This window comes from Helicobacter anseris, from assembly GCF_003364335.1.
Taxonomy (GTDB): Bacteria; Campylobacterota; Campylobacteria; order Campylobacterales; family Helicobacteraceae; genus Helicobacter_H; species Helicobacter_H anseris.
In genome coordinates this window covers 1-20,142 of record NZ_NXLX01000009.1, presented here as the reverse complement: position 1 = coordinate 20,142, position 20,142 = coordinate 1, and the positions used below count along the sequence as shown (strand labels likewise).

The 20,142-nt window shown below is 31.7% G+C and carries 23 protein-coding genes; 20 read left to right on the top strand and 3 right to left on the bottom strand.

Features of this window, described 5'->3' with window-relative positions; translation table 11 throughout:
- Positions 1 to 49 precede the first annotated feature (49 nt).
- A complete protein-coding gene (locus tag CQA57_RS04540; RefSeq protein WP_115579050.1) occupies positions 50 to 1,252 on the top strand; it encodes an argininosuccinate synthase in 1,203 nt (400 codons plus the stop codon).
- A gap of 93 nt (positions 1,253 to 1,345) precedes the next feature.
- Here CQA57_RS04540 and rrpA read toward each other — a convergent pair whose 3' ends face one another.
- Positions 1,346 to 1,669 (bottom strand): MarR family transcription factor RrpA, encoded by a 324-nt coding sequence (gene rrpA / locus CQA57_RS04535; protein WP_115579049.1) that lies wholly within the window; start codon positions 1,667 to 1,669, stop codon positions 1,346 to 1,348.
- 98 nt (positions 1,670 to 1,767) lie between these two features.
- Between rrpA and CQA57_RS04530 the strand changes: the two genes are divergently transcribed.
- On the top strand, positions 1,768 to 2,355 hold the full coding sequence (locus CQA57_RS04530; protein ID WP_115579048.1) for an NAD(P)H-dependent oxidoreductase: 588 nt from the start codon (positions 1,768 to 1,770) through the stop codon (positions 2,353 to 2,355).
- A gap of 186 nt (positions 2,356 to 2,541) precedes the next feature.
- Here the strand turns inward: CQA57_RS04530 and CQA57_RS04525 are convergent, their stop codons facing one another.
- The gene (locus tag CQA57_RS04525) at positions 2,542 to 3,225 is read right to left on the bottom strand and encodes a di-trans,poly-cis-decaprenylcistransferase (protein WP_115579047.1); all 684 of its coding nucleotides are present in this window, start codon (positions 3,223 to 3,225) and stop codon (positions 2,542 to 2,544) included.
- A gap of 113 nt (positions 3,226 to 3,338) precedes the next feature.
- On the opposite strand from CQA57_RS04525, the gene CQA57_RS04520 reads away from it, so the two are divergent.
- The 5 genes from CQA57_RS04520 to flgG all read left to right on the top strand — a co-directional run bounded on the left by CQA57_RS04520 (position 3,339) and on the right by flgG (position 7,532).
- Positions 3,339 to 3,980: a DUF305 domain-containing protein gene (locus tag CQA57_RS04520; RefSeq protein WP_115579046.1), complete on the top strand. Its 642-nt coding sequence runs from the start codon at positions 3,339 to 3,341 to the stop codon at positions 3,978 to 3,980.
- A 61-nt stretch (positions 3,981 to 4,041) separates the two neighbouring features.
- A complete protein-coding gene (locus tag CQA57_RS04515; RefSeq protein ID WP_115579045.1) occupies positions 4,042 to 4,959 on the top strand; it encodes an NAD(P)H-dependent glycerol-3-phosphate dehydrogenase in 918 nt (305 codons plus the stop codon).
- Positions 4,959 to 5,924, top strand: a complete 966-nt coding sequence (locus tag CQA57_RS04510) for a FecCD family ABC transporter permease (RefSeq protein WP_115579044.1) — start codon at positions 4,959 to 4,961, stop codon at positions 5,922 to 5,924. Before CQA57_RS04515 ends, CQA57_RS04510 begins: the two co-directional genes overlap by 1 nt.
- Entirely contained in the window at positions 5,925 to 6,689 is a 765-nt protein-coding gene (locus tag CQA57_RS04505) for an ABC transporter ATP-binding protein (protein WP_115579043.1), read from the top strand.
- Between the two features lie 54 nt (positions 6,690 to 6,743).
- Positions 6,744 to 7,532 (top strand): flagellar basal-body rod protein FlgG, encoded by a 789-nt coding sequence (flgG, locus tag CQA57_RS04500; RefSeq protein ID WP_115579042.1) that lies wholly within the window; start codon positions 6,744 to 6,746, stop codon positions 7,530 to 7,532.
- Here flgG and nusA read toward each other — a convergent pair whose 3' ends face one another.
- Entirely contained in the window at positions 7,533 to 8,645 is a 1,113-nt protein-coding gene (nusA, locus tag CQA57_RS04495) for a transcription termination factor NusA (RefSeq protein ID WP_115579041.1), read from the bottom strand.
- A 201-nt stretch (positions 8,646 to 8,846) separates the two neighbouring features.
- Between nusA and CQA57_RS04490 the strand changes: the two genes are divergently transcribed.
- The 13 genes from CQA57_RS04490 (at position 8,847) to CQA57_RS04430 (ending at position 20,024) form a co-directional block, all read left to right on the top strand.
- Positions 8,847 to 9,083, top strand: a complete 237-nt coding sequence (locus tag CQA57_RS04490) for an HP0268 family nuclease (RefSeq protein WP_115579040.1) — start codon at positions 8,847 to 8,849, stop codon at positions 9,081 to 9,083.
- An 11-nt stretch (positions 9,084 to 9,094) separates the two neighbouring features.
- Positions 9,095 to 10,402, top strand: coding sequence for a tRNA (N6-isopentenyl adenosine(37)-C2)-methylthiotransferase MiaB (gene miaB, locus CQA57_RS04485; RefSeq protein WP_115579039.1), 1,308 nt, complete (start codon positions 9,095 to 9,097; stop codon positions 10,400 to 10,402).
- Positions 10,402 to 11,037: a lysophospholipid acyltransferase family protein gene (locus CQA57_RS04480; RefSeq protein ID WP_115579038.1), complete on the top strand. Its 636-nt coding sequence runs from the start codon at positions 10,402 to 10,404 to the stop codon at positions 11,035 to 11,037. Before miaB ends, CQA57_RS04480 begins: the two co-directional genes overlap by 1 nt.
- Before the next feature lie 43 nt (positions 11,038 to 11,080).
- A complete protein-coding gene (locus tag CQA57_RS04475) occupies positions 11,081 to 12,055 on the top strand; it encodes a hypothetical protein (RefSeq protein ID WP_115579037.1) in 975 nt (324 codons plus the stop codon).
- Complete coding sequence (locus CQA57_RS04470) at positions 12,055 to 12,588, top strand: hypothetical protein (protein ID WP_115579036.1); 534 nt, start codon at positions 12,055 to 12,057, stop codon at positions 12,586 to 12,588. Before CQA57_RS04475 ends, CQA57_RS04470 begins: the two co-directional genes overlap by 1 nt.
- A gap of 1 nt (position 12,589) precedes the next feature.
- Complete coding sequence (locus CQA57_RS04465; RefSeq protein WP_115579035.1) at positions 12,590 to 13,159, top strand: hypothetical protein; 570 nt, start codon at positions 12,590 to 12,592, stop codon at positions 13,157 to 13,159.
- A 118-nt stretch (positions 13,160 to 13,277) separates the two neighbouring features.
- On the top strand, positions 13,278 to 14,669 hold the full coding sequence (locus tag CQA57_RS04460; RefSeq protein WP_115579034.1) for a major outer membrane protein: 1,392 nt from the start codon (positions 13,278 to 13,280) through the stop codon (positions 14,667 to 14,669).
- 2 nt (positions 14,670 to 14,671) lie between these two features.
- On the top strand, positions 14,672 to 15,058 hold the full coding sequence (locus CQA57_RS04455; protein ID WP_115579033.1) for a YkgJ family cysteine cluster protein: 387 nt from the start codon (positions 14,672 to 14,674) through the stop codon (positions 15,056 to 15,058).
- Positions 15,039 to 16,298, top strand: a complete 1,260-nt coding sequence (locus CQA57_RS04450) for a tetratricopeptide repeat protein (RefSeq protein WP_115579032.1) — start codon at positions 15,039 to 15,041, stop codon at positions 16,296 to 16,298. Before CQA57_RS04455 ends, CQA57_RS04450 begins: the two co-directional genes overlap by 20 nt.
- A 69-nt stretch (positions 16,299 to 16,367) precedes the next feature.
- A complete protein-coding gene (locus CQA57_RS04445) occupies positions 16,368 to 16,619 on the top strand; it encodes a YfhL family 4Fe-4S dicluster ferredoxin (protein WP_115579031.1) in 252 nt (83 codons plus the stop codon).
- Positions 16,619 to 18,079, top strand: a complete 1,461-nt coding sequence (locus tag CQA57_RS04440) for a Ppx/GppA phosphatase family protein (RefSeq protein ID WP_115579030.1) — start codon at positions 16,619 to 16,621, stop codon at positions 18,077 to 18,079. The genes CQA57_RS04445 and CQA57_RS04440 overlap by 1 nt, the downstream gene beginning before the upstream one ends.
- The gene (waaC, locus tag CQA57_RS04435; RefSeq protein ID WP_115579029.1) at positions 18,079 to 19,092 is read left to right on the top strand and encodes a lipopolysaccharide heptosyltransferase I; all 1,014 of its coding nucleotides are present in this window, start codon (positions 18,079 to 18,081) and stop codon (positions 19,090 to 19,092) included. The genes CQA57_RS04440 and waaC overlap by 1 nt, the downstream gene beginning before the upstream one ends.
- Entirely contained in the window at positions 19,089 to 20,024 is a 936-nt protein-coding gene (locus tag CQA57_RS04430) for a lipid A biosynthesis lauroyl acyltransferase (RefSeq protein WP_115579028.1), read from the top strand. Before waaC ends, CQA57_RS04430 begins: the two co-directional genes overlap by 4 nt.
- The last annotated feature ends 118 nt before the right edge of the window (positions 20,025 to 20,142 follow it).

Sequence of the window (20,142 nt, the reverse complement as noted above, 5' to 3'; positions counted from 1 at the left end):
TTTAGCTTATGATAAAATCAAAATTTAAAAAAATACACAAGGTTGTAAAATGATAAAAAAGGTGGTTTTGGCTTATTCTGGAGGATTGGATACAAGTGTTATTCTAAAATGGTTAGGTGATGTTTATAAATGCGAAGTTGTAACTTTTACTGCAGATATCGGACAAGGTGAAGAAGTAGAACCAGCTCGAAAAAAAGCTGAAAAATTGGGTATTAAACCAGAAAATATTTTTATTGAGGATTTGAGAGAAGAGTTTATAAAAGATTTTGTTTTTCCAATGTTTCGAGCAAATACAATTTATGAGGGTGAATATCTCTTAGGAACAAGTATTGCACGACCACTTATTGCAAAAAGACTTGTAGAGATTGCAGAGATGACTGGTGCAGATGCAATTGCACATGGTGCAACTGGCAAGGGTAATGATCAGGTGCGATTTGAGCTTGGAGCATATGCATTAAATCCAAATATTAAGGTAATTGCTCCTTGGAGAGAATGGGATTTAAATAGCAGGGAAAAATTATTAGCATATGCCCAAGAAGCAGGTATTGAGATAGAAAAAAAGAAAAATAAATCTCCTTATTCTATGGACGCAAACTTATTGCATATTTCTTATGAGGGTCAAATGCTTGAGGATCCAAATGTGGCTCCAGAGGAAGATATGTGGCGATGGACAATTTCTCCAAAAGATGCTCCAAATACTCCTGAGATTATTACTATTGAATTTAAAAAAGGTGATGGAATTGCAATCAATGGAGTATCTTTAAGTCCAGCAAATTTTTGGGAAAAATTAAATGAGTTGGGATGTAAGCATGGTATTGGAAGATTGGATCTTGTTGAAAATCGTTATGTGGGTATGAAATCTAGAGGGTGCTATGAAACTCCAGGAGGTAGCATCTATCTTAAGGCACATAGAGCCATAGAATCTTTATGCCTTGATAGAGAAGCTGCACACCTAAAAGATGAAATCATGCCAAAATACGCAAGTCTTATTTACAATGGTTATTGGTTTTCCCTAGAGAGAGAAGCATTGCAGGCTTTAATTGATAAGACACAAGAGAGGGTCGAGGGAATTGTAAGATTAGAGCTGTATAAGGGTAATATTACTATTTTAGGAAGAGAATCTAAAAATTCTTTATTTAATGCTGCTTATAGCACTTTTGAAGAAGATAGTGTTTATAATCAAAAAGACGCTGCAGGATTTATCAAACTTAATGCTCTGAGATTTATTATCGCAGGAAAAGCAAGAAGGTGAATTGTTGATTCCTTGTCGAATTATCTTGATAATTTGCAATAAGATTATTTTAATTTTTACAGGTTATCAAGAGTGTTTTTTATTTCTTGAAAATTAGAGTTTATTTTCCTCTCCCCAATGACACAAAGCATTCAAAATGGGAATGAGAGTTTTTCCTCTAGGAGAAAGTGAATATTCTACTTTTGGGGGAATTTGTGAATATTCTTTGCGTAAAATTAATTTATCAGTTTCTAATTCTTTTAGTGTATTAGTTAAGGTTTTAAATGATATGGGCGATAAAATCTTATGAAGTTTATTGTATCTTATAATTTCTTCCTTATATAGACAATAAAGAATGTTCATTTTATATTTTCCAGATATGAGAGACAAAGTATAGTTAAAACCACAATTTTTAAAATCACATTTTAAATTTTTCATATAACTTTCCTTTAGTATAGTATCTTACTTTATTTTCTGTATTGTATTTAAATAACCGTTTAGTTATTATAGTGTTTTTAAAAAAGAAGGATGAAATTATGAAAAATATTTTACTCATAAATGGTGCAAAATCTTTTGGAAATTCTCAAGGAAAGCTCAATCAGACATTGCATGAGTGTGCATATGAAACTCTAAAACAACTAGATTGTGAAATAAAACAAACATTTATTGACAAGGGATATGATATCCAAGAAGAAGTACAAAAGATTTTAAAAAGCGATGTGATAATTTATCAAATGCCAGGTTGGTGGATGGGAGAGCCTTGGATTGTGAAAAAATATATTGATGAAGTATTTACAGCAGGTTATGGTGTTTTTTATCAAAATGACGGTAGAAGTCATTTGCATCCTACAAAAAATTATGGAAAGGGAGGATTGTTGCAGAACAAAAAATATCTTTTTAGTCTTACATGGAATGCCCCTATTGAGGCTTTTATAAATAAAGATGATTTTTTTGAAGGAGTAGGGGTGGATGGGGTGTATTTACACTTACATAAAGCGCATCAATTTTTAGGAATGCAAGCTTTACCCACCTTTATTTGCAATGATGTGGTTAAGAATCCACAAATAGATAGGTATTTAAAAGAGTATAAAGCATTCTTATTGGCAAACTTTGGAGGTAATTAATGAAAAACTTAAACAAATCAATAGCTTCTATTTGGCACAAAAGGTGATGCAATAATTGCCAAAAAGCCCTAAAAAAACTTGCAGAAAATGAAGTTTAGTTAGAAATATTTGTTTCAGATGACATTTTATTGAGATTATAAATTTTTCTCAAATTCCAACAGCTCTCTTGGGGGGGGGGGATAGGGATTATAATCCACCAAAACGACGGTTTCTTTGTTTAAAGTTTGTAATAATACTTTCAAGTTCTTGTGTATTAAAATCAGGCCAAAAAGTTTGAGTAAAGTGTAATTCTGCATAGCTAATTTGCCAAAGTAGAAAATTTGAGATTCTCTGCTCTCCCCCAGTTCGTATAAGCAAATCTACATCAGGAATCCCAGCAGTATCTAGATTTTCTTGTATAATTTTTTCTAAAATTGTTTCAGCTGTATATTTATGAAATATTTTTTGAAAACATCTAAGTATTTCATCTCTGCTCCCGTAATTTAGTGCAAGAATTTGAGTAAGATTGGTATTGTTCTTAGTGCATTCCTCTAAATCCAAAATCATTTCTTTTAATGGATTGTTAAACAAGGATATATCCCCAATTGCTTTAAAGCGTATATTATTGTCAAGATAGGTTTTTTTTTCTGATTTAAGATATTTTAATAAAAGTTTCATTAGAAAATTAACTTCTGCTTTTGGACGCTTCCAATTTTCTGTAGAAAATGCATATAAGGTGAGATATTCAATAGTATTTTTAGCACACCATATGGTAATATCTCTAACTATTTTAGCACCAGCTTTATGTCCCTCGATTCTTGCTTTATTTTGAGCTTGTGCCCAGCGCCCATTCCCATCCATAATAATGGCAAGATGTGCAAGTTCATTCATCTTGCCTCCTTAACTATAAAAAATATATGTGATTGTAGCAAAATAATAAATTATTATTTGATGATTTATAAGCACTAAATACAATACAAAATTATTGTTTTTAGGAGTAAAAGATGAAAAAATTTTTCTTGTTTTTAATGGTAATTGGTTTTTGTTTCGCAGGAGAAATATCACATCACAATCACCATATTAAGCATTGTGATTTGAGTGTAAAGGAGCAATTGATGGATAATCCATCAAAAGAAGTAATGGATTTGATGCATCTGCCGATGATGTGTGAGAAATGGATAGAGAGTGGTAATGCAGAAATTGACTTTTTGGAAAATATGATTCCACATCATCAAGGTGCAATTCTTTCATCAAAGGTATTGTTAAAATATTCTCAGAATCCTAAGGTTATTGAATTTGCAACAGCGATTATACAAAGTCAAGAAAAAGAAATTACACATTTTAAACTTGTTTTGAAAGATTTAAAAAAGACAAAGACAAAAAATTATAAACAATTTGCAAAAAAGGCTAAACAAGATATGCACCTAATGGAAGAAGCGATGCAAAAAGTTAAAGAGAGTGGTGATGTGAATAAGGATTTTATTGCCTCCATGATTCCACATCATCAAGGTGCAATTATTGCTTCTAGGCAGATTTTAGAATGGAGTAAAAATCCAGAGATAATTCAAATTGCAAAAGCTATCATTCAAGATCAGGAGAAAGAAATACAGGCTTTTAAAGAATTTTTAGAAAATCCAAAAGAGTAATTTTTTAAGCTTTTATATTAAAATTACTTAAAAATTTTCTTTTTGATTCAAGGGGAATAGAGTGCAAATTACTATTTTTGGTGGCGGTGCCTGGGGTAGAGCATTGGCTTATGCATTAAGTTTTAAGAGTGAAGTATTTATCGTTTCTAGACAAAATCTTACAGATTTCCTTAAGACAATAAAGACGCAATATCCTATAAAACAAGTAGATTTTAAGGATTCGTTACAGAGTGATTTATTTGTGAATGCAATTACAACTTCAGCATTAAGAAAATGGTTTGAGAATCACCAGTTAAAAAAAGATATTAGAATGCTTTTTGCATGCAAGGGAATAGAATCTAATAGCGGAGCCTTTGTAAGTGACATTGCCTATGATTTTTTAAATCAAGAGAATTTATGTTTTTTGTCAGGGCCATCGTTTGCAAAAGAGGTGATGCAATCGCTCCCTTGTGCACTTGCTATACATGCTCAAAATCATTGTGTGGCAAAGATGTTTGCAGATTGTTTTCCAAATTTCATCAAGGCTTATATTAAGGATGATATTATAGGTGGTGAGGTTGCTGGTGCTTATAAAAATGTTATTGCCATTGCAAGTGGAATCTGTGATGGATTAGAGTTGGGAAATAATGCAAGAGCCTCCCTTCTCTCAAGAGGTTTGATTGAGATGAGTCGTTTTGGAGAATTTTTTGGTGCAAAGATGCAGACTTTTTTAGGGTTATCTGGAGCGGGTGATTTATTTTTGAGTGCAAGCTCAAATCTTTCTAGAAATTATAGAGTTGGTCTTGGACTTGCTCAGGGAAAAAAAATTGAGATAATCTTACAAGAATTAGGAGAGGTGGCAGAAGGGGTAAAAACAGCTGATGCAATTGTTAAGATTGCGAGAGAAAAAAATATCTATACCCCCATTGCAGATGAAGTGCATAAAATATTACACAATCAGAACTCTCCTCAGCAAAGCTTAGAAAAATTGATGTCTTAATGCAAAAATTTTTAGGGATTTTTTTATTTTTCTGTTGTTTTGTTATTTTGCTTTTTGATACTTCTAGTTTTTCTTATATTGCTGCAATAAAGAATTTATTCTTGCATTTTTTTAATGGAGCAAAACTTAGTGCAGAGGGAATGATTTTATATGAAATACGCTTACCTAGGGTTTTGCTAGCCTTGCTTGTTGGTGCAAGTTTATCTGGATGTGGCGCTATAATGCAAAATATTTTTAGAAATCCGTTAGTAGATCCTTTTTTGCTAGGAATTTCTTCAGGAGCTGCTTTTGGTTGTGCATTGTGCATAGGATTTTTTAGCGGTTATTGGGTTGGAGGTTTTGCATTTCTTGGTGCAATAATTTCAGCTTTTTTGATATTGTTTTTTGCACGGTTTTCTAAAAATTCTTCAATTTCTCTCATCTTGATTGGTGTAATTTTTTCTTCTTTTTTAAGTGCTTTTTCTGGTTTAATAAAATATTTTGTTGCTCCAGACAAGGCTCAAGCAATTGTTATATGGTTATTAGGAAGTCTCTCTTTGGCCACATGGAATGATGTATTTTTGGTATTTTTTGCAGGACTAATAGGTTTTATTCCCCTTTTTTTATTGCGTTTTAAAATCAATATTCTTGCTTTGAGTGATTTGGAGGCTTTAAGTTTAGGGGTAAATCCCAATATTTTGAAAATTTGTTGCATTGTTCTTATTAGTTTTATTTGTGGTATTGTGGTGAGTGTAAGTGGGACAATAGGTTGGATAGGTTTGATTGTTCCACATTTTGCTAGAGTATTTGTTGGATCTAATATGAGAACCCTGCTTCCTACAAGTATGTTGCTTGGAGCTATAGTTTTGTTGTTTATGGATTTTTTGGCAAAAAATATTAGTAGTAATGATTTGCCTGTTGGGGCTTTGAGTGCAATTGTTGGAGCCCCATTGTTTTTAACTTTTTTGTTTTTGAGAAAATACTAGATGAATAGTCTTAAGATTTGTAATCTAAGTGTTAAGAGATCTGGCAATGAAATATTAAAAGATATTAGTTTAGAGTTGTATCCATCTGAACTAACCGCGATGCTCGCCTTAAATGGAAGTGGAAAGAGCACATTGATGGAATCTGTTATAGGAGGATTGGATATTTTTAAGGGGGAAATATTTTTTAATACCATCAACATACAAACACTCTCTTCTTTAGAGCGTTCTAAAATCATTGCTTTTGTGCCTCAAAAATTTGAGTGTGCATTTGATTATAATGTTTTGGATTTTATTTCTTTTGGTGCAAATAATGAATTTAAATGGTATGAAAATCCAAATAAACAGGTGTTGCAACATGCCAGAGATATTTTAAAAGATTTGGGGATTTTGGATTTTGAGAAATATTCCTTACAAAGCCTTAGCGGAGGACAAAAACAGATGGTTTTGCTCGCTAGGGCTTTATTGCAAAAAAGCAAGGTATTACTTCTAGATGAACCTACGGCATGGCTTGATTTAAAGAATCAGAGGATTTTTTTTGATATTTTGATAAAAAAAATTAAAGAATACAAACTTTGTGCGCTTATAAATATCCATGATCCAAATATAGTGTGTAAATACGCAGATAGAGTCTATATGATCAAGGATGGAAAAAATCTCTATAGCGGAGATGTGCAAACTGTTATGACACAAGAAAAATTAAGCACACTTTATGATATTCCTATAAAAGTTGAAAAACTAAATTCTCAAATTTTCATTTTTAGTTAGTTTTGGAATTATTTTTGCTTTGTTCTAATAAAATTTAGATTCTAAGGATAGAGCATGATGCGTTCTTTATACTCTGCGACTACTGGTATGTTGGGTCAGCAGTTACAAATAGATACCACTTCAAACAATATTGCCAATGTGAATACTGCTGGTTATAAAAAACAGCGGGCAGAATTTAATGATTTATTCTATCAAAGTATGCAATACGCAGGTACAGCGACTAGTGAAAATACGATTTCTCCAACTGGTATTGAGGTAGGATTGGGTGTAAGAGCTGGTGCTATTACTAAAATGTTTTCTCAAGGAAGTCCAAAGGAAACAGAAAACAATCTTGATGTTGCTATAACTGGAAAAGGTTTTTTTCAGATTCAATTGCCTGATGGGACGATTGCATATACTAGAAGTGGAAATTTTAAATTAGATGATAATGGAAATGTGGTTACCTCAGAAGGTTATTTGTTGTTGCCTCAAATTACAGTGCCTCAAGATGCAACACAAATCAATATCGGTAATGATGGAACAGTAAGTGTAGTGCAAGGAAATCAAGGTGCTAGCAATGTATTGGGGCAGATTGAATTAGCAAACTTTATCAATCCTGCTGGATTGCATAGTTTAGGAGATAATCTTTATATCAATACAAATGCTTCAGGAGAGGCTATAGTAGGTATTGCAGGAACAAATGGAATGGGTTCTCTCAGACAAGGGTTTTTAGAACTCAGTAATGTAAGATTAGTAGAAGAAATGACAGATCTTATTACAGGGCAGAGAGCATATGAGGCAAACTCTAAATCCATTCAAACTGCAGATGCAATGTTGCAAACAGTGAATGGATTAAAACGCTAATTAGGATTTAAATAAGGATTCTAATGCATCAAGCCCAAGTTTTGATACATTAGAATTTTCTTGAGATTCTATAGAATCTATTTCTTCAATTTCAATTTCATAACCAGTTAACATCGAGGCAAGGCGAATATTAACCCCATTTCTTCCAATCGCTTTGCTTTTTTGATCAGACATAATTTTTACAATGGCTTTTGAAGTTTCTTTTTTAATTTGAACACTAATAATATTTGCCGGAGCTAGGGCTCTTGTAAGGAATATTTCAGGCACTTCAGAATATTCAATACAATCAATATTTTCACCACAGAGTTGTTTGCCTACAGCATTGATTCTTACACCCTTTACGCCGACAGTAGAGCCAATGGGATCAACTTTTGGATTTGAAGAAAATACTGCAATCTTTGCCCTATCTCCTGGTATTCTAGCTGTTTTAAAAATACTAACCTCACCATCTTTAATTTCAGGAACTTCGAGTTTTAAAAGCTCTTCAAGCATTTTTGGAGTTGTTCTGGAAAGCTCTATATGAATACCATTTCTATCCATTTTTACATTTTTTAAAATAGCTTTTACGCTATCTCCTATTTTAAATTTTTCACCTTTTATACGACTTTTGATTGGTAAAAAGGCTCTGATATCATTGATTTCAATAAAAGTAGTCTCTTGAGAATCTACTTCTAAAACAACCCCACTTACCAATTTTCCAACTTTTTCTTTAAAGCCTTTAAAAAGCTGATCTTCAATGGTGCGTTGTAGATGGAATTCTAAATCTTGAAAAATTCTATTGACGGCACTGCGACTCATATTTTCTAAGGTGAGCTCAGATTTTATTAAATCACCTACACTAAGTGTGGAATCTATTTTTTTTGCCTCACTAAGGCTGATGAAATTGCATAATCCTTGCTTTAGGGCAATATCATCATCATTGCAAATCTGTAAATTATGGATAAGTTTTAAGGATCTATCTTTAAGATTCTCTTCTACACTATAATCAATATCCTCACCAATCTCTTGTTTTGCAGTTTTGATGATAAGATTTTTTACGATGTCTAATACAACATCATTGGGAATCCCTTTTTCATAAGAAAGAATTTCGATAATGTCTAGTATCTTTTCCATAGCTATAGAGTTACCTTTTTTATTTAGTTTTTAACACCTGTATTTATGCTTGCTTTTGAAAAATCTGATTTTTTCATTTCATCGAAGTTAAATTTAGGAGTGTGCTAATTATACCAAAAACATTAAACATTGCTAATTTTTAATGTTTAAAGATATAATTGCGTTTTTAGTTTAATAAATTTATTTTATTGGAGTGGAATTATGGAATTAAAGCTTGCATTGACAAATAAAGACTCTCAGCCTCAAAATATTAGTTTAGATGAAATGATGGAACAAGCTGTTGGTGAGAAGTTTTTTTATCTTGATAGAGAAAATAAGGAAAAGGATTTGCAAAAGGTTATGAAAGCTTTTTTAGATAAGAAGCGTTCGGCAAAACTTAATAAGATTTCTTTTGGACTTGATGAAAAAGAATTTATTTTTGAATTGCATATCATTTAAGCTTTAGAATAATGAAACTTTATATTGAAACATTAGGTTGTGCGATGAATACTCGCGATAGCGAGCATATGATATCTGAATTGCAAAAAAAAGAGGGGTATGAGCTTACAGATTCTCCAAAAGAAGCTGATTTGATTTTAATCAATACTTGCAGCGTGAGAGAGAAGCCAGAAAGAAAACTTTTTTCTGAAATTGGTCAATTTGCAAAATTGAAAAAACCCAATGCTAAGATTGGAATTTGTGGTTGCACCGCTAGTCATATGGGAGAGCAGATTATCAAGAAAGCACCCCAAGTAGATTTTGTATTAGGGGCAAGAAATGTTTCAAAAATCACAGAGGTGATACATAAGCCTAAGGCAGTGGAAGTTTCTATTGATTATGATGATAGTGCTTATGTGTATGATATTGCCAGAAATACAGGGGTAAAAGCACTGCTAAATATTTCAATTGGTTGTGATAAAAAGTGTGCTTATTGTATTGTCCCTCACACAAGAGGTAAGGAGATATCTATTCCTTTAGAATTGCTTTTAAATGAAGCAAGAAAATTGGTTGATAATGGTGTCAAAGAGATTATGCTATTAGGACAAAATGTAAATAACTATGGCGTGCGTTTTACCTCTCCTCATCCAGAAATAAATTTTACACAACTTTTAAATCAAATGGCAAAGATTGATGGTTTAGAGCGTATTCGTTTTACCTCTCCTCATCCTTTGCATATGAATGATGAGTTTTTAGAAGAATTTGCCAGTAATCCAAAGGTGTGTAAGTCAATTCATATTCCATTACAGAGTGGATCTAGCAAAGTCTTAAAGGCAATGCGTAGGGGCTATACGAAAGAATGGTATTTAAATCGTATTGAAAAATTAAAAAGTCTTGTTCCAAATGTTGGGATTAGCACAGATATCATCGTGGGATTCCCAACAGAAGAAGATTCTGATTTTCAAGATACTTTAGATGTATTAGAGCAAGTGCGTTTTGATACACTTTATAGTTTTGTATATTCTCCCCGTCCTCATACAGAATCTGCAACTTGGAGTAAAGATTTAGAGGTTCCTCAAAATGTTGCCTCACAAAGATTAGCTATTTTACAAAATCGCCATAAAGAAATTTTAAAAGAAGATTCTCAAAAAGAGCTTGGAAAGGAGCATATTGTTTTGATAGAAAATCATAAGCAAAGCCAAAATGAAGTGTTTTCAGAAGGCAGAAGTGATAATGGTAGATTGGTAAGAATAGAAAATGAGTTTTTATCATTAGGGAGTATGGTAAGAGTTAAGATTATTGCTACAAATGGTGGCAGTTTGATTGGTCAAAGTGTTTGATGAAATTTTCTCTTAAGCGTCAGATTGTCTTATTTTTTTTACCGCGTTTAATGTGGTTTTTTATGTGGCTTATTTATTGGAGTTGTAAAAAAAGATTTTATATTTCAGAGGAATTGCAACATACAAATTGTATTGCTACCTTTTGGCACGGCGAGTTTTTGATGTTGCCATTTGCGTATCTAAAATTGCGTAAAAAGCCAAAAATTTTTATTATTGCAAGTAAGCATTTTCATGGCGAGTTGATTTCTAGAATTTGTGCTTGCTTTGAGTTTAGGGCTGTTAGAGGTTCTACAAATTACAATGGAGTAGATAGAGGGGGAATGAGGGTTTTACTAGATTCTTTTAAAAATTTAAAAGAAGGATGGGATATGGGGATTACTCCTGATGGACCAAGAGGTCCTTATCATAGCATTGCAGATGGGGTTGTTGCTATGGGTCAGAAAACCCAGATTCCATTAAGTTTTTTTCGCGTTCATAATCATAGTTTTTGGGAGCTTAAAACTTGGGATAAGTTTCAAATTCCAAAACCTTTTAGCAGAATAGACTTTTTTTTATCAGAACCTTTTTTATTAGATAAGACTTTGAGTATTGATGAGGCAAAAAGAGAAATCTATGAAAAAATGCAAGCTTTATGATAGAATCTACACTAAAAACACTTATAACACTGCTAGGATTTAAATGTTTGGGCTAAGTAAGATTATCAGACCCTTTTTTTCAAATGTCTTTATGGCTATTAACATTGATAGCAATATTTGCTATATCAAGGTTTTGCGACTAAAGGAAAGCAAGGTTGTAGAGGAGTTTGATAGAGAATTTAGAATTCTTGATGATGAATTACCCATTGAGATGATTAAGTTTATTAAAAATTATAAAAGGCGTTTCCCCTTTTCTTATATTGGCGTTATTTCAAAGACATATAATCAAGGTATTTTTAACACAAAAAAAATTGATGAATTACATAAAATAGGTATTGAACCAACAGAATGTAGAATTTTGAAATTTAAGGATTGGTGTGCATATATCAAAAAAACTGAAATATTAGAGATGCAAAAGTATTTTTCTCGTTTTGGTGGTGTAGATTATGTTTTTTCCCCATTTGTCTTGATGTTTTTTTCTATACAAAATAAAATAGATGATAAATTGCGATTATATGTTCTGTGTGAAAAAAGCAATATTGCGCTTTTTGTAGCCAATAAAAATAATGCGTATTTTGGTGGATATTTTATGATAGAAGGGGAGATAGAACAAGTAAGTAGAAGTAGCACACTAGGCACTTTAGAGAATCAAAACACCCAAGACAAAGATCAATATTCTTTAGAGGAATTTGAAAATTTAGATTTGGGCTTTATACAAGAGGAAGAAGAGGAAGATCAGGAGATAGAGCAGATTAAAAATGTAAGCCAAACGGTTGATGATATTGCAAAAGCTTCTGTTATTGCAAATGTCATTCAAAGTTCTTTAAATGAATTTTATGCTAATGAATTTTATGATGAAGGATTTGTCGAAGAGGTAGTGTGTTTAGATAGCTTTGATATGACCTCTGAAATGGTTGCTTGTATCCAAGATATTACAATGCTTGAAGTTTCAAGACAACAATTTTTCTTACAAGAAGAATTACTGTCTTTAACTCAAAGAGAATTTAGAGGCAGATAATGAAATATAGTTTTACTGCCGTCCAGCCTAAACGCATTTTTAGCAAGATTGTAAAAATATGGTGGTTTTATATTTTCTTGAGTGTATTTTTGATAGGAGCTTTCTCTATTAACTTAAAGATTCAAACAGAGCAATCCACAAAAAATAGCAAAGATATGGTTCAAAAACAAGATTTTTACTATCAGCAAATACAAAAGGTGCAATCCAATCAAAAGCGTTTGGAATATGAACTGCTTGTAATCAAAGATGATATTACGGATAATATGCTTGTTAAAGATGCGATTGATAATCTCTTAAACCTTATTCCTGATCAAATTACTATAAGCCTTATAGAAATCAAGGATCAATCCCTCGTGATTAAAGGAAATACACCATCTAAAGAAGTATTTAGGTATTTATTGCAAGATCCACTAAAGGCTATTTTTGGTGAAAGCAAAGTTAGCTTTTTTATGCTTTCTAATGGGGGCTATGAATTTGTATCAGAATCTCATACAGAGCAGTCTTTTATAAGAAATATTCAAGAGGTTGAATAATATGGATGATAAAGTAAAATTTAAGAGAAAGTGGTATGAGGATTTAGATCCTGAGCTTGTTATCAAAAACCTTTTATTTTTTTCTTTTTATTGTCTGCTTTTAATACTCTTTTTTAATTACTTAATCATTCCTTATATAAGAGATTATAAGATAGCAATTATCGAGGAGAATAAGCAAAAGGTTGTTTATAATGCGGTTTTAAAAAACTTTAATTTGGCACAAGGTGGTTTTTCGCTATTAAAACAAAAAAATGATAAGTTTTTAAAAACATTAGAAGTTGATGTAACAAGTCAAAAAATTCAAGATTTTTTATTAAACTTTTTTGATGAAGTTGCTATCATCAATCAAAAAAGCAAAGAAAATGTAGAGAGAAATTTTATCGAGATTGATTTTGAAGTTCAGGCTAAGTCAAAAGACCTACACGCAATTCAGGCATTTTTCAACGCCTTAAAAGATTCCCCAATGAATTTAAGAGTAAATATCCCTTTTGTTATTCAGAAGCAAACAGAGGGGTTTTTTGTGTCCTTTCATCTAAAAAACAAGAAGAATACTTATAGATTGTTACAATAATTAACGTTTTGTAAATTTTTTCTTTACTTTTTTGTTTTTAAGTTTTTTTTAATAAAAAAAGAGTGAAAATCCTACTACCAAAATAAAGTATGAACTCATTAAACAGAAAGGAGAAATTATGAAAAAAATAATGTTAATGTTAAGTGCTGGTATTTTGAGTCTGAATGCTGGAAATTTGAAAGATTTTGTTGAGAACGCTACAATAGATGGTTATGCGAGAGGCAAATATATCTTTACAGAAGGTGAAGATGGTTTTGGTAAGGGATACCAACTCTTTTTTAGGCCAAATATTACTTCAGGAGAAGTAGCTGGTTTTAGTTTTACAAGTGGTATCTTTTTTGCAAGGGGTTCTGCTGCTCCAGATGGTAATGCTTCTGATGATGCTATAGGTGGAAGTAGAGCTTTTAAGGGGACTAGTGCGCTTGATTTTTTTAATATCAGCAATTTATATATGACAAAGAAATTTGAAGATGCAAAAACTATGGTAAGAGTAGGTGCTATGCAAATTATTACTCCATTAAACAACACTTCTGGATGGGGGGATAGAGGTATTGGGATTATGGCTACGAATAAAAGTGTGGCAGGTATGGAATTTTATGCTTCTGCTTATGATTCTTGGGCAACAGATAATATTATGCTACAAACTGGTGCTGGAAATGGTGGCTCTAGTATTGGTAATGAGCTTGTAATCCTTGGAGCAAAAGGTAACTTTGAAGCTGTGGGATTGAAAGATTTGAGTGCTACGCTTTATTATGCTTACGGAGATAAGCTCTTTGATATGATGCTTTTTGCAGATGCTGGATATTCTCTTGCTATTGGAGATGGAAAATTGAAGTTTTTAGGTCAGGTAGCAAGCACAATTATGAATGATAATCCAAATTTTAGATCAGGTGATGATGCAAAGCTTAAGGATTATTTTACAAAGGGTATTCCTGCTCTTGGCACAGGAGTGGATTATGCAAAAACAAGAGGATTGTATAATTTACAAGTAGCATACGAAATTGCAGATTATAGTGGGAATATTGGATATGCTGGAAGTTTTGGTGAGGGTTATGGTGCTATGCTAGATGGCAAAGGTGCTTTTAGTGTTGGAGGACAATTATGGAATTCTGTAGTGGCTGGAGGTCAAGCAGGATTTGGTTGGACTGGCACAGGAGGTATAAAAAATACTGATATTATGATAGCCTATACTACACATACCTATAAGCTCAATCAATGGAAATTTGGATTAGATTTGGTATATGTAGGAGGGAATAATAGAATGCCTTATATGAGTAGAGGTAGTGCAAAGATAGATTCTGCTGATAATAGAGGATATGCTGTTGTTGGTAAAACTGGTACAAAGGAAAATCCATTGAGCAATAGAACAAAAGATGCCACAATGTTTGAGGTATCTCCTCAGGTTACTTATCAATTTACAAAAGAGTTTAGTGTAAATTTGACATACTCACAGCTCTTTGGGGATATGAAACTCAATAGAACTGTAGTAACATTGCTCTATAATTTCTAAAATTGAATAATTTTAATTTTACCTTTAATGCTACTGCGTGCAACACTTGTGGAGGGAAGTGTTGCACTGGTGAGAGTGGTTATATATTTTGCTCTATTACTGAGATGGAGCAAATTAGTGCTTTTTTAAAACTCCCATTTAATGAATTTACACAAAAATATGTTAAAAAGGTCGGATACAAATTTTCCTTAATCGAAAAACCTTATAATAATGAATATGCTTGTATATTTTTTGATAAAGAGACAAAAAAATGTAGCATTTATGATGTTAGGCCCAAACAATGTAGAACATTTCCATTCTGGGATGGTTTTAGGGATACTACAAGCGAAGATTATGAATTATTATTAAAAATGTGTCCAGGGATAGAGCTTGATAAGAAAGATATGTAGTTTTAGTTTATTGTTTTTATATGCATTTGCAACACAGCAAGAGGATTTGCAGTTTGCTATCGGGGGAGATTTTCTAGCACAAGGCAAATATAGTGATGCAAAGCAGATTTATCAGAAACTTTATAATGAAACTAAATCTAGTGCAGTTGCAAGACAAATTGCTATTGCTAGTGCTTCTGGCGGTGATCTAAGCACAGCTTTTCAATATGCTCTTATTTATCGTAATGATACAAAGGATTTCAAAGATTTATTGACAAGTAAAATTGTCGCAGATAGCTATATAAAATCTGGCGAAATACAAAAAGCTATTGTTTTATTGGAAAATATCAAACAACAAGAAGATACTCCCCTAGTAGATAATATCTTAGGAACTTTGTATTTGAATCAAAAGCAGTTTGATAAAGCTTTAGCACTTTTGCAAAAGTATTATGATTTTTCAAAAGATGAAGAAGCCCTAAAAAAGATTCTTGCAATCTATCTTTCAAAAAATCAAAACGAATCTGTTGTGGATACATTGCAAAAGGCTTTAAAAGAAAATTGGTGTAGTGAAGATTTATGCTTAAAATCCATAGAAATTTTTAATCAATTTGGAGCAAATGAGAAAGCGTTCGATATTTTTAAGAATCACTATCAAGAAAAGCCAACAATGGAAAATGCAAAGTATTATTTACAGGTCTTGATAAATCAAAAAAAATTTTTACAAGCAGAAGAGATTGCTAAAAGTTTTCCATTTGACAAACAATTATTACTTGATTTGTATATTGCACAAAATAAATTTAAAGAAGCTTCCTATCAGGCAAGAAGGATTTATGATGAAAATCATGAAGCAAAGTTTTTGGCTTGGAGTGCAATTTATGCTTATCAATCTAAAAGTAGCTTTCAAAAAGAGGAATTAGATAAAATCATTGCTGATTTGAGCAAGGCTATTGATGATAGAGATATGCAGCGTCAAGTAAATAAAGAGAATCCAAACAATGAAGATGCTTTTTTTTATAATTTTTTGGGTTATACACTTGTTGAACATGGATTTAATATTCAAAAAGGTATCGCTTTAATAAAAAATGCCTTAAAAATTGCCCCAAACTCTATTGCTTATATTGATTCTTTAGCTTGGGGATATTATAAGATGGGAGATTGTATCCAAGCTCAAAATATTTTTTCTTCAATTCCAAAGGATAAAATAAGACAAGATGAAGAATTAAAAAGGCATTTTGATTTAATAGGGAAATGTCATCAATAATCATAATTTAAGTATTTTTTAATATTTTTTTTGATAAAAGAGAGATTTTATTTTTCTTAGGAGATGATAATGTCTTTGTTAATCAATGAAGAATGTATTGCTTGCGATGCTTGTAGAGAAGAATGTCCAAATGGCGCGATTGAAGGAAGTGATCCAATTTATATGATTGATCCTGATCTTTGCACAGAATGTGTAGGTTATTATGATGAACCAAGCTGTGTTGCAGTTTGTCCTGTTGATGCAATTATCCCAGATCCAGATAATGTGGAAAGTATTGAGGAGTTAAAGTATAAGTTTGAACAGATAAACCAAGGTGAGTGATGGCCAAAATAACAACAGTTATTGACATTGGTTCAAACTCTGTTCGTATGGCTATTTTTAAAAAAACTAGCCGTTTTGGCTTTTCTTTGCTTTATGAACTTAAATCTAGAGTGCGTATTTCAGAGGGGTGCTATGAGCTTGGAGGTTTTTTACAAGAAAGACCTATGCAACGAGCTATTAGTGCTCTAAGAGAATTTAAAAAAATTTCACAAGCATATAAAAGCAGAAAAATCTTTTGCATTGCTACGAGTGCTTTGAGAGATGCGCCAAATTCCAAGGATTTTATCAAAAGAGTAGATAAAGAATGTGGAGTAAAAATCAAAATTATTGATGGTAAAAAAGAGGCGTTTTTTGGTGCAGTTGCTTGCGCGAATTTGTCTCATAGTCGTGATGGTATTATGGTGGATATTGGAGGGGGAAGCACAGAATGCGCATTGATTGAAAATGGAAGAATTAAGGATATGGTATCTTTGAATCTAGGAACCATTAGATTAAAAGAGCTTTTTTTTGACAAAAAGCTAGATTTAAAGGAAGCAAAAAATTTCATACAAGATGCCTTTAATGCTTTGCCAGATTCTTTTGTGCATTCTAATATTTTTGGCGTAGGTGGAACTATTAGGGCACTTGCAAAGCTTATAATGAAGCAAACTAATTACCCCTTTGACTTGATACATGGTTTTGAAATTGATGTTAAAAAACATATAGACTTAATGGCAAAAATAATAAAATCAAAAGAAGAAAAACTTGAAGAGATGGGTATTGCTGAAGAGAGAATGGATAATATTCAAGGTGGTTTTTTGATTTTATCGATGTTAATTGAGCGCTTCAAGACAAAAAACATCACAACTTGCGGAGTTGGTATTAGAGAAGGGGCTTTTTTAGTGGATTTGTTACGCTCGCATCATTATGTAATACCAAATGGTATCAATCCCTCTTTGCAATATTTGCATGATACTTTTAGTTTTCACCAAGAAAATAAAAATTTAAAAAAAATCACACTTAGACTTTTTGATTTATTAAGTTCTGATTTTAAATTAAAAGATAGTGATAAGAGATTGCTTCTTATGGCCGGATTGATGGTTCATATTGGTTCTTGTATAGACTTTTATCATGAAAATAAGCATAGTGCTTATCTTGTTAAATATGCTTTAAGTTATGGTTTTTCTCATTATGAGAGAATTTTTATTTCTCTTTTGATTGCATTTTCTGAGAAAAAAAATCCCAAGGATTCTGATTTGCAAGATTATAAGATGTATTCTTTTGATATTTATACTTTACAAATTTTGAGCTACATATTAAGCATTGCTAAAATTTTGGGAAGTTTTTATGATAACTCTATAGATTTTTCGTATCAACAAAAACGACTAGTGATTTCAGGTATTTCTGATAACTTTATTATTTTAGAAAAGATTTCAAGGTTAGCAAGACCTAAGGATCTTTCTATTGTTTTTGGGGAATAATGAAGATTGCAATTATTAGGCTTTCTGCGTTAGGTGATATAATTGTTAGTGCAAGTCTAGTGTCTTGTTTGACTGAGTTGTTTGCTGATATAGAGATTGATTGGTTTGTTGATGAGCGTTTTGCTACAATATTAAAACCTCAAGATAGAGTCACGCTAAGAATTTTACCTCTTAAACGCCATTTAAAAAATTTTAATATAAAAGCAATATTAAAAGAGTATCAGGAATTGAGATGTTTGTCTTATGATGCTGTCATTGATATGCAAGGATTGATAAAATCAGCCATTATTGGTAGGATTTTAAAAAGTAGATATTATGTAGGTTTTGATAGAAATTCCATAAAAGAACCATTTGCAAGTTTTTTTTACACACATAAAGTGGAAATACCCTATCAAGATTCAATTGTTAGACGCAATGCAAAGGTTTTGTTTGAAGCCTTAAAACCTTCGATGAGTTTTGATGATTTTTTATCTTTCGCCTTAAAAAAAAGAAAGCAAATTTTTACTTATAATACACAAGATAAACATAAGATTCTTCAATATTTATCTCCTGATAAAAAAAATATTTTATTTATTTTAGAAGCTTCAATGCCTAGCAAAACTTATAGTTCCAAAAATTTTATACAGTTGGGGAGAGGGCTTAGTAATGGAGATATTAGTATCTTATTGCTTGTTCATAGAGACTTTTCCAAAGCTCAAGAAATTTTTGATGGATTGAAGGATTGCATTGAAATTAAGATAATTTCACAATTAGATTTGCAAACCATTAAAGCTTTGATAGATTCTGTAGATTTGGTAGTTGGTGGAGATACGGGGATTACACATCTTGCTTGGGCAATGCAGAAACCATCAATTACACTTTATGGAAATACGCCACTAGAGCGTTTTAAGCTTTTGGGAGATAAAAATATCGCCTTAAGTGGAAATCCTAAAGCCACTTATGATAAAAATGATTTTTCTATCAATAAAATTTCTCCACAACAAATTTGCAAATACATAGAGGATATATTATGAAACTACTTCATTTATTTTTAGAGGGATTTATTGTCATGATTGGAATCTTTTTGGCAAAGATACCACATGGTCTTTTTTTTAGGATTATAAAAGCTGTTGCATTTTTGTTAAGAAGATTTGATAAAAGAAGATATTTTAATGCCAAGGCAAATTTAGATTTTGTGTTTAGAGATTCTTATACTACAGAGCAAAAAAATAAAATTATTGAGCGGTGTTATCAAAATTTTGTTTTTGTAATTCTTGAAAGCATTAGAGTGCCTTATTTAAACAAGAAAAAATATCTGAGTCGATTTGAGTTTCATGACAAAGAAAATTTATTTGATCTATTGAGAGAAGACAAAAGTGTAGTTTTAGTGTCTGCTCATTATGGTTATTGGGAATCTTTAGGAACGGCAATACCATTGCAAATGCAACAAGAATTAGAGAATTATAAAAACTATAAAATGTTTTCTTTGGGAAGATTAACAAACTTTGATTTTATCAATAAGATGATTATAAAGCGCAGAGAAACTTTTGGAGTAAGGCTAATTGATAAGAAGGGGGCTTTTAAGCAATTGCTTAAAATTTATTCAACAGATATTGTTGGAACTGGTATTTTGGTGGATCAAAATATATCATTAAGTGAGGGTGTGGAGATTAGCTTTTTTAATAAAAAGGCTACACAAACTTCTATTACAGCAATCTTGTCAAGAAGATTTGATGCTTACTTGGTGCCAATTCTTATAGATTTTAATGAAGATTATTCAAAATATACTTTGTGTATTTATCCAGCTATCAAAACCCCACATACTTCAGATATGCAACAAGACATATTGGAGACTACGCAATTGCAAGCTAAAATCATTGAAGATAAAATTAGAGAAAATCCATCAAGTTGGTTTTGGTTTCATAAGAGATGGAAAACATTTTATCCAGAGCTTTATCAACGCTAAAATTAGCTCTTATTTTACAAATCACCACATTTTTCATTTTTTTCTCATCTCTTAAGCAAACTTTAAGTATAAAATTTGTATTATTCTGTTTCCTAAATTGAAACGGGCGTTTAAAGAC

Coding starts and splice junctions, on each gene's coding strand:
- rrpA (WP_115579049.1), bottom strand. CDS start 1,669: ATGAAAAATTTAAAATGTGATTTTAAAAATTGTGGTTTTAACTATACT.
- CQA57_RS04530 (WP_115579048.1), top strand. CDS start 1,768: ATGAAAAATATTTTACTCATAAATGGTGCAAAATCTTTTGGAAATTCT.
- CQA57_RS04470 (WP_115579036.1), top strand. CDS start 12,055: ATGAAATATAGTTTTACTGCCGTCCAGCCTAAACGCATTTTTAGCAAG.
- CQA57_RS04490 (WP_115579040.1), top strand. CDS start 8,847: ATGGAATTAAAGCTTGCATTGACAAATAAAGACTCTCAGCCTCAAAAT.
- CQA57_RS04475 (WP_115579037.1), top strand. CDS start 11,081: ATGTTTGGGCTAAGTAAGATTATCAGACCCTTTTTTTCAAATGTCTTT.
- CQA57_RS04540 (WP_115579050.1), top strand. CDS start 50: ATGATAAAAAAGGTGGTTTTGGCTTATTCTGGAGGATTGGATACAAGT.
- CQA57_RS04460 (WP_115579034.1), top strand. CDS start 13,278: ATGAAAAAAATAATGTTAATGTTAAGTGCTGGTATTTTGAGTCTGAAT.
- CQA57_RS04525 (WP_115579047.1), bottom strand. CDS start 3,225: ATGAATGAACTTGCACATCTTGCCATTATTATGGATGGGAATGGGCGC.
- flgG (WP_115579042.1), top strand. CDS start 6,744: ATGATGCGTTCTTTATACTCTGCGACTACTGGTATGTTGGGTCAGCAG.
- CQA57_RS04465 (WP_115579035.1), top strand. CDS start 12,590: ATGGATGATAAAGTAAAATTTAAGAGAAAGTGGTATGAGGATTTAGAT.
- miaB (WP_115579039.1), top strand. CDS start 9,095: ATGAAACTTTATATTGAAACATTAGGTTGTGCGATGAATACTCGCGAT.
- CQA57_RS04480 (WP_115579038.1), top strand. CDS start 10,402: ATGAAATTTTCTCTTAAGCGTCAGATTGTCTTATTTTTTTTACCGCGT.
- CQA57_RS04430 (WP_115579028.1), top strand. CDS start 19,089: ATGAAACTACTTCATTTATTTTTAGAGGGATTTATTGTCATGATTGGA.
- waaC (WP_115579029.1), top strand. CDS start 18,079: ATGAAGATTGCAATTATTAGGCTTTCTGCGTTAGGTGATATAATTGTT.
- CQA57_RS04440 (WP_115579030.1), top strand. CDS start 16,619: ATGGCCAAAATAACAACAGTTATTGACATTGGTTCAAACTCTGTTCGT.
- CQA57_RS04520 (WP_115579046.1), top strand. CDS start 3,339: ATGAAAAAATTTTTCTTGTTTTTAATGGTAATTGGTTTTTGTTTCGCA.
- CQA57_RS04445 (WP_115579031.1), top strand. CDS start 16,368: ATGTCTTTGTTAATCAATGAAGAATGTATTGCTTGCGATGCTTGTAGA.
- nusA (WP_115579041.1), bottom strand. CDS start 8,645: ATGGAAAAGATACTAGACATTATCGAAATTCTTTCTTATGAAAAAGGG.
- CQA57_RS04505 (WP_115579043.1), top strand. CDS start 5,925: ATGAATAGTCTTAAGATTTGTAATCTAAGTGTTAAGAGATCTGGCAAT.
- CQA57_RS04510 (WP_115579044.1), top strand. CDS start 4,959: ATGCAAAAATTTTTAGGGATTTTTTTATTTTTCTGTTGTTTTGTTATT.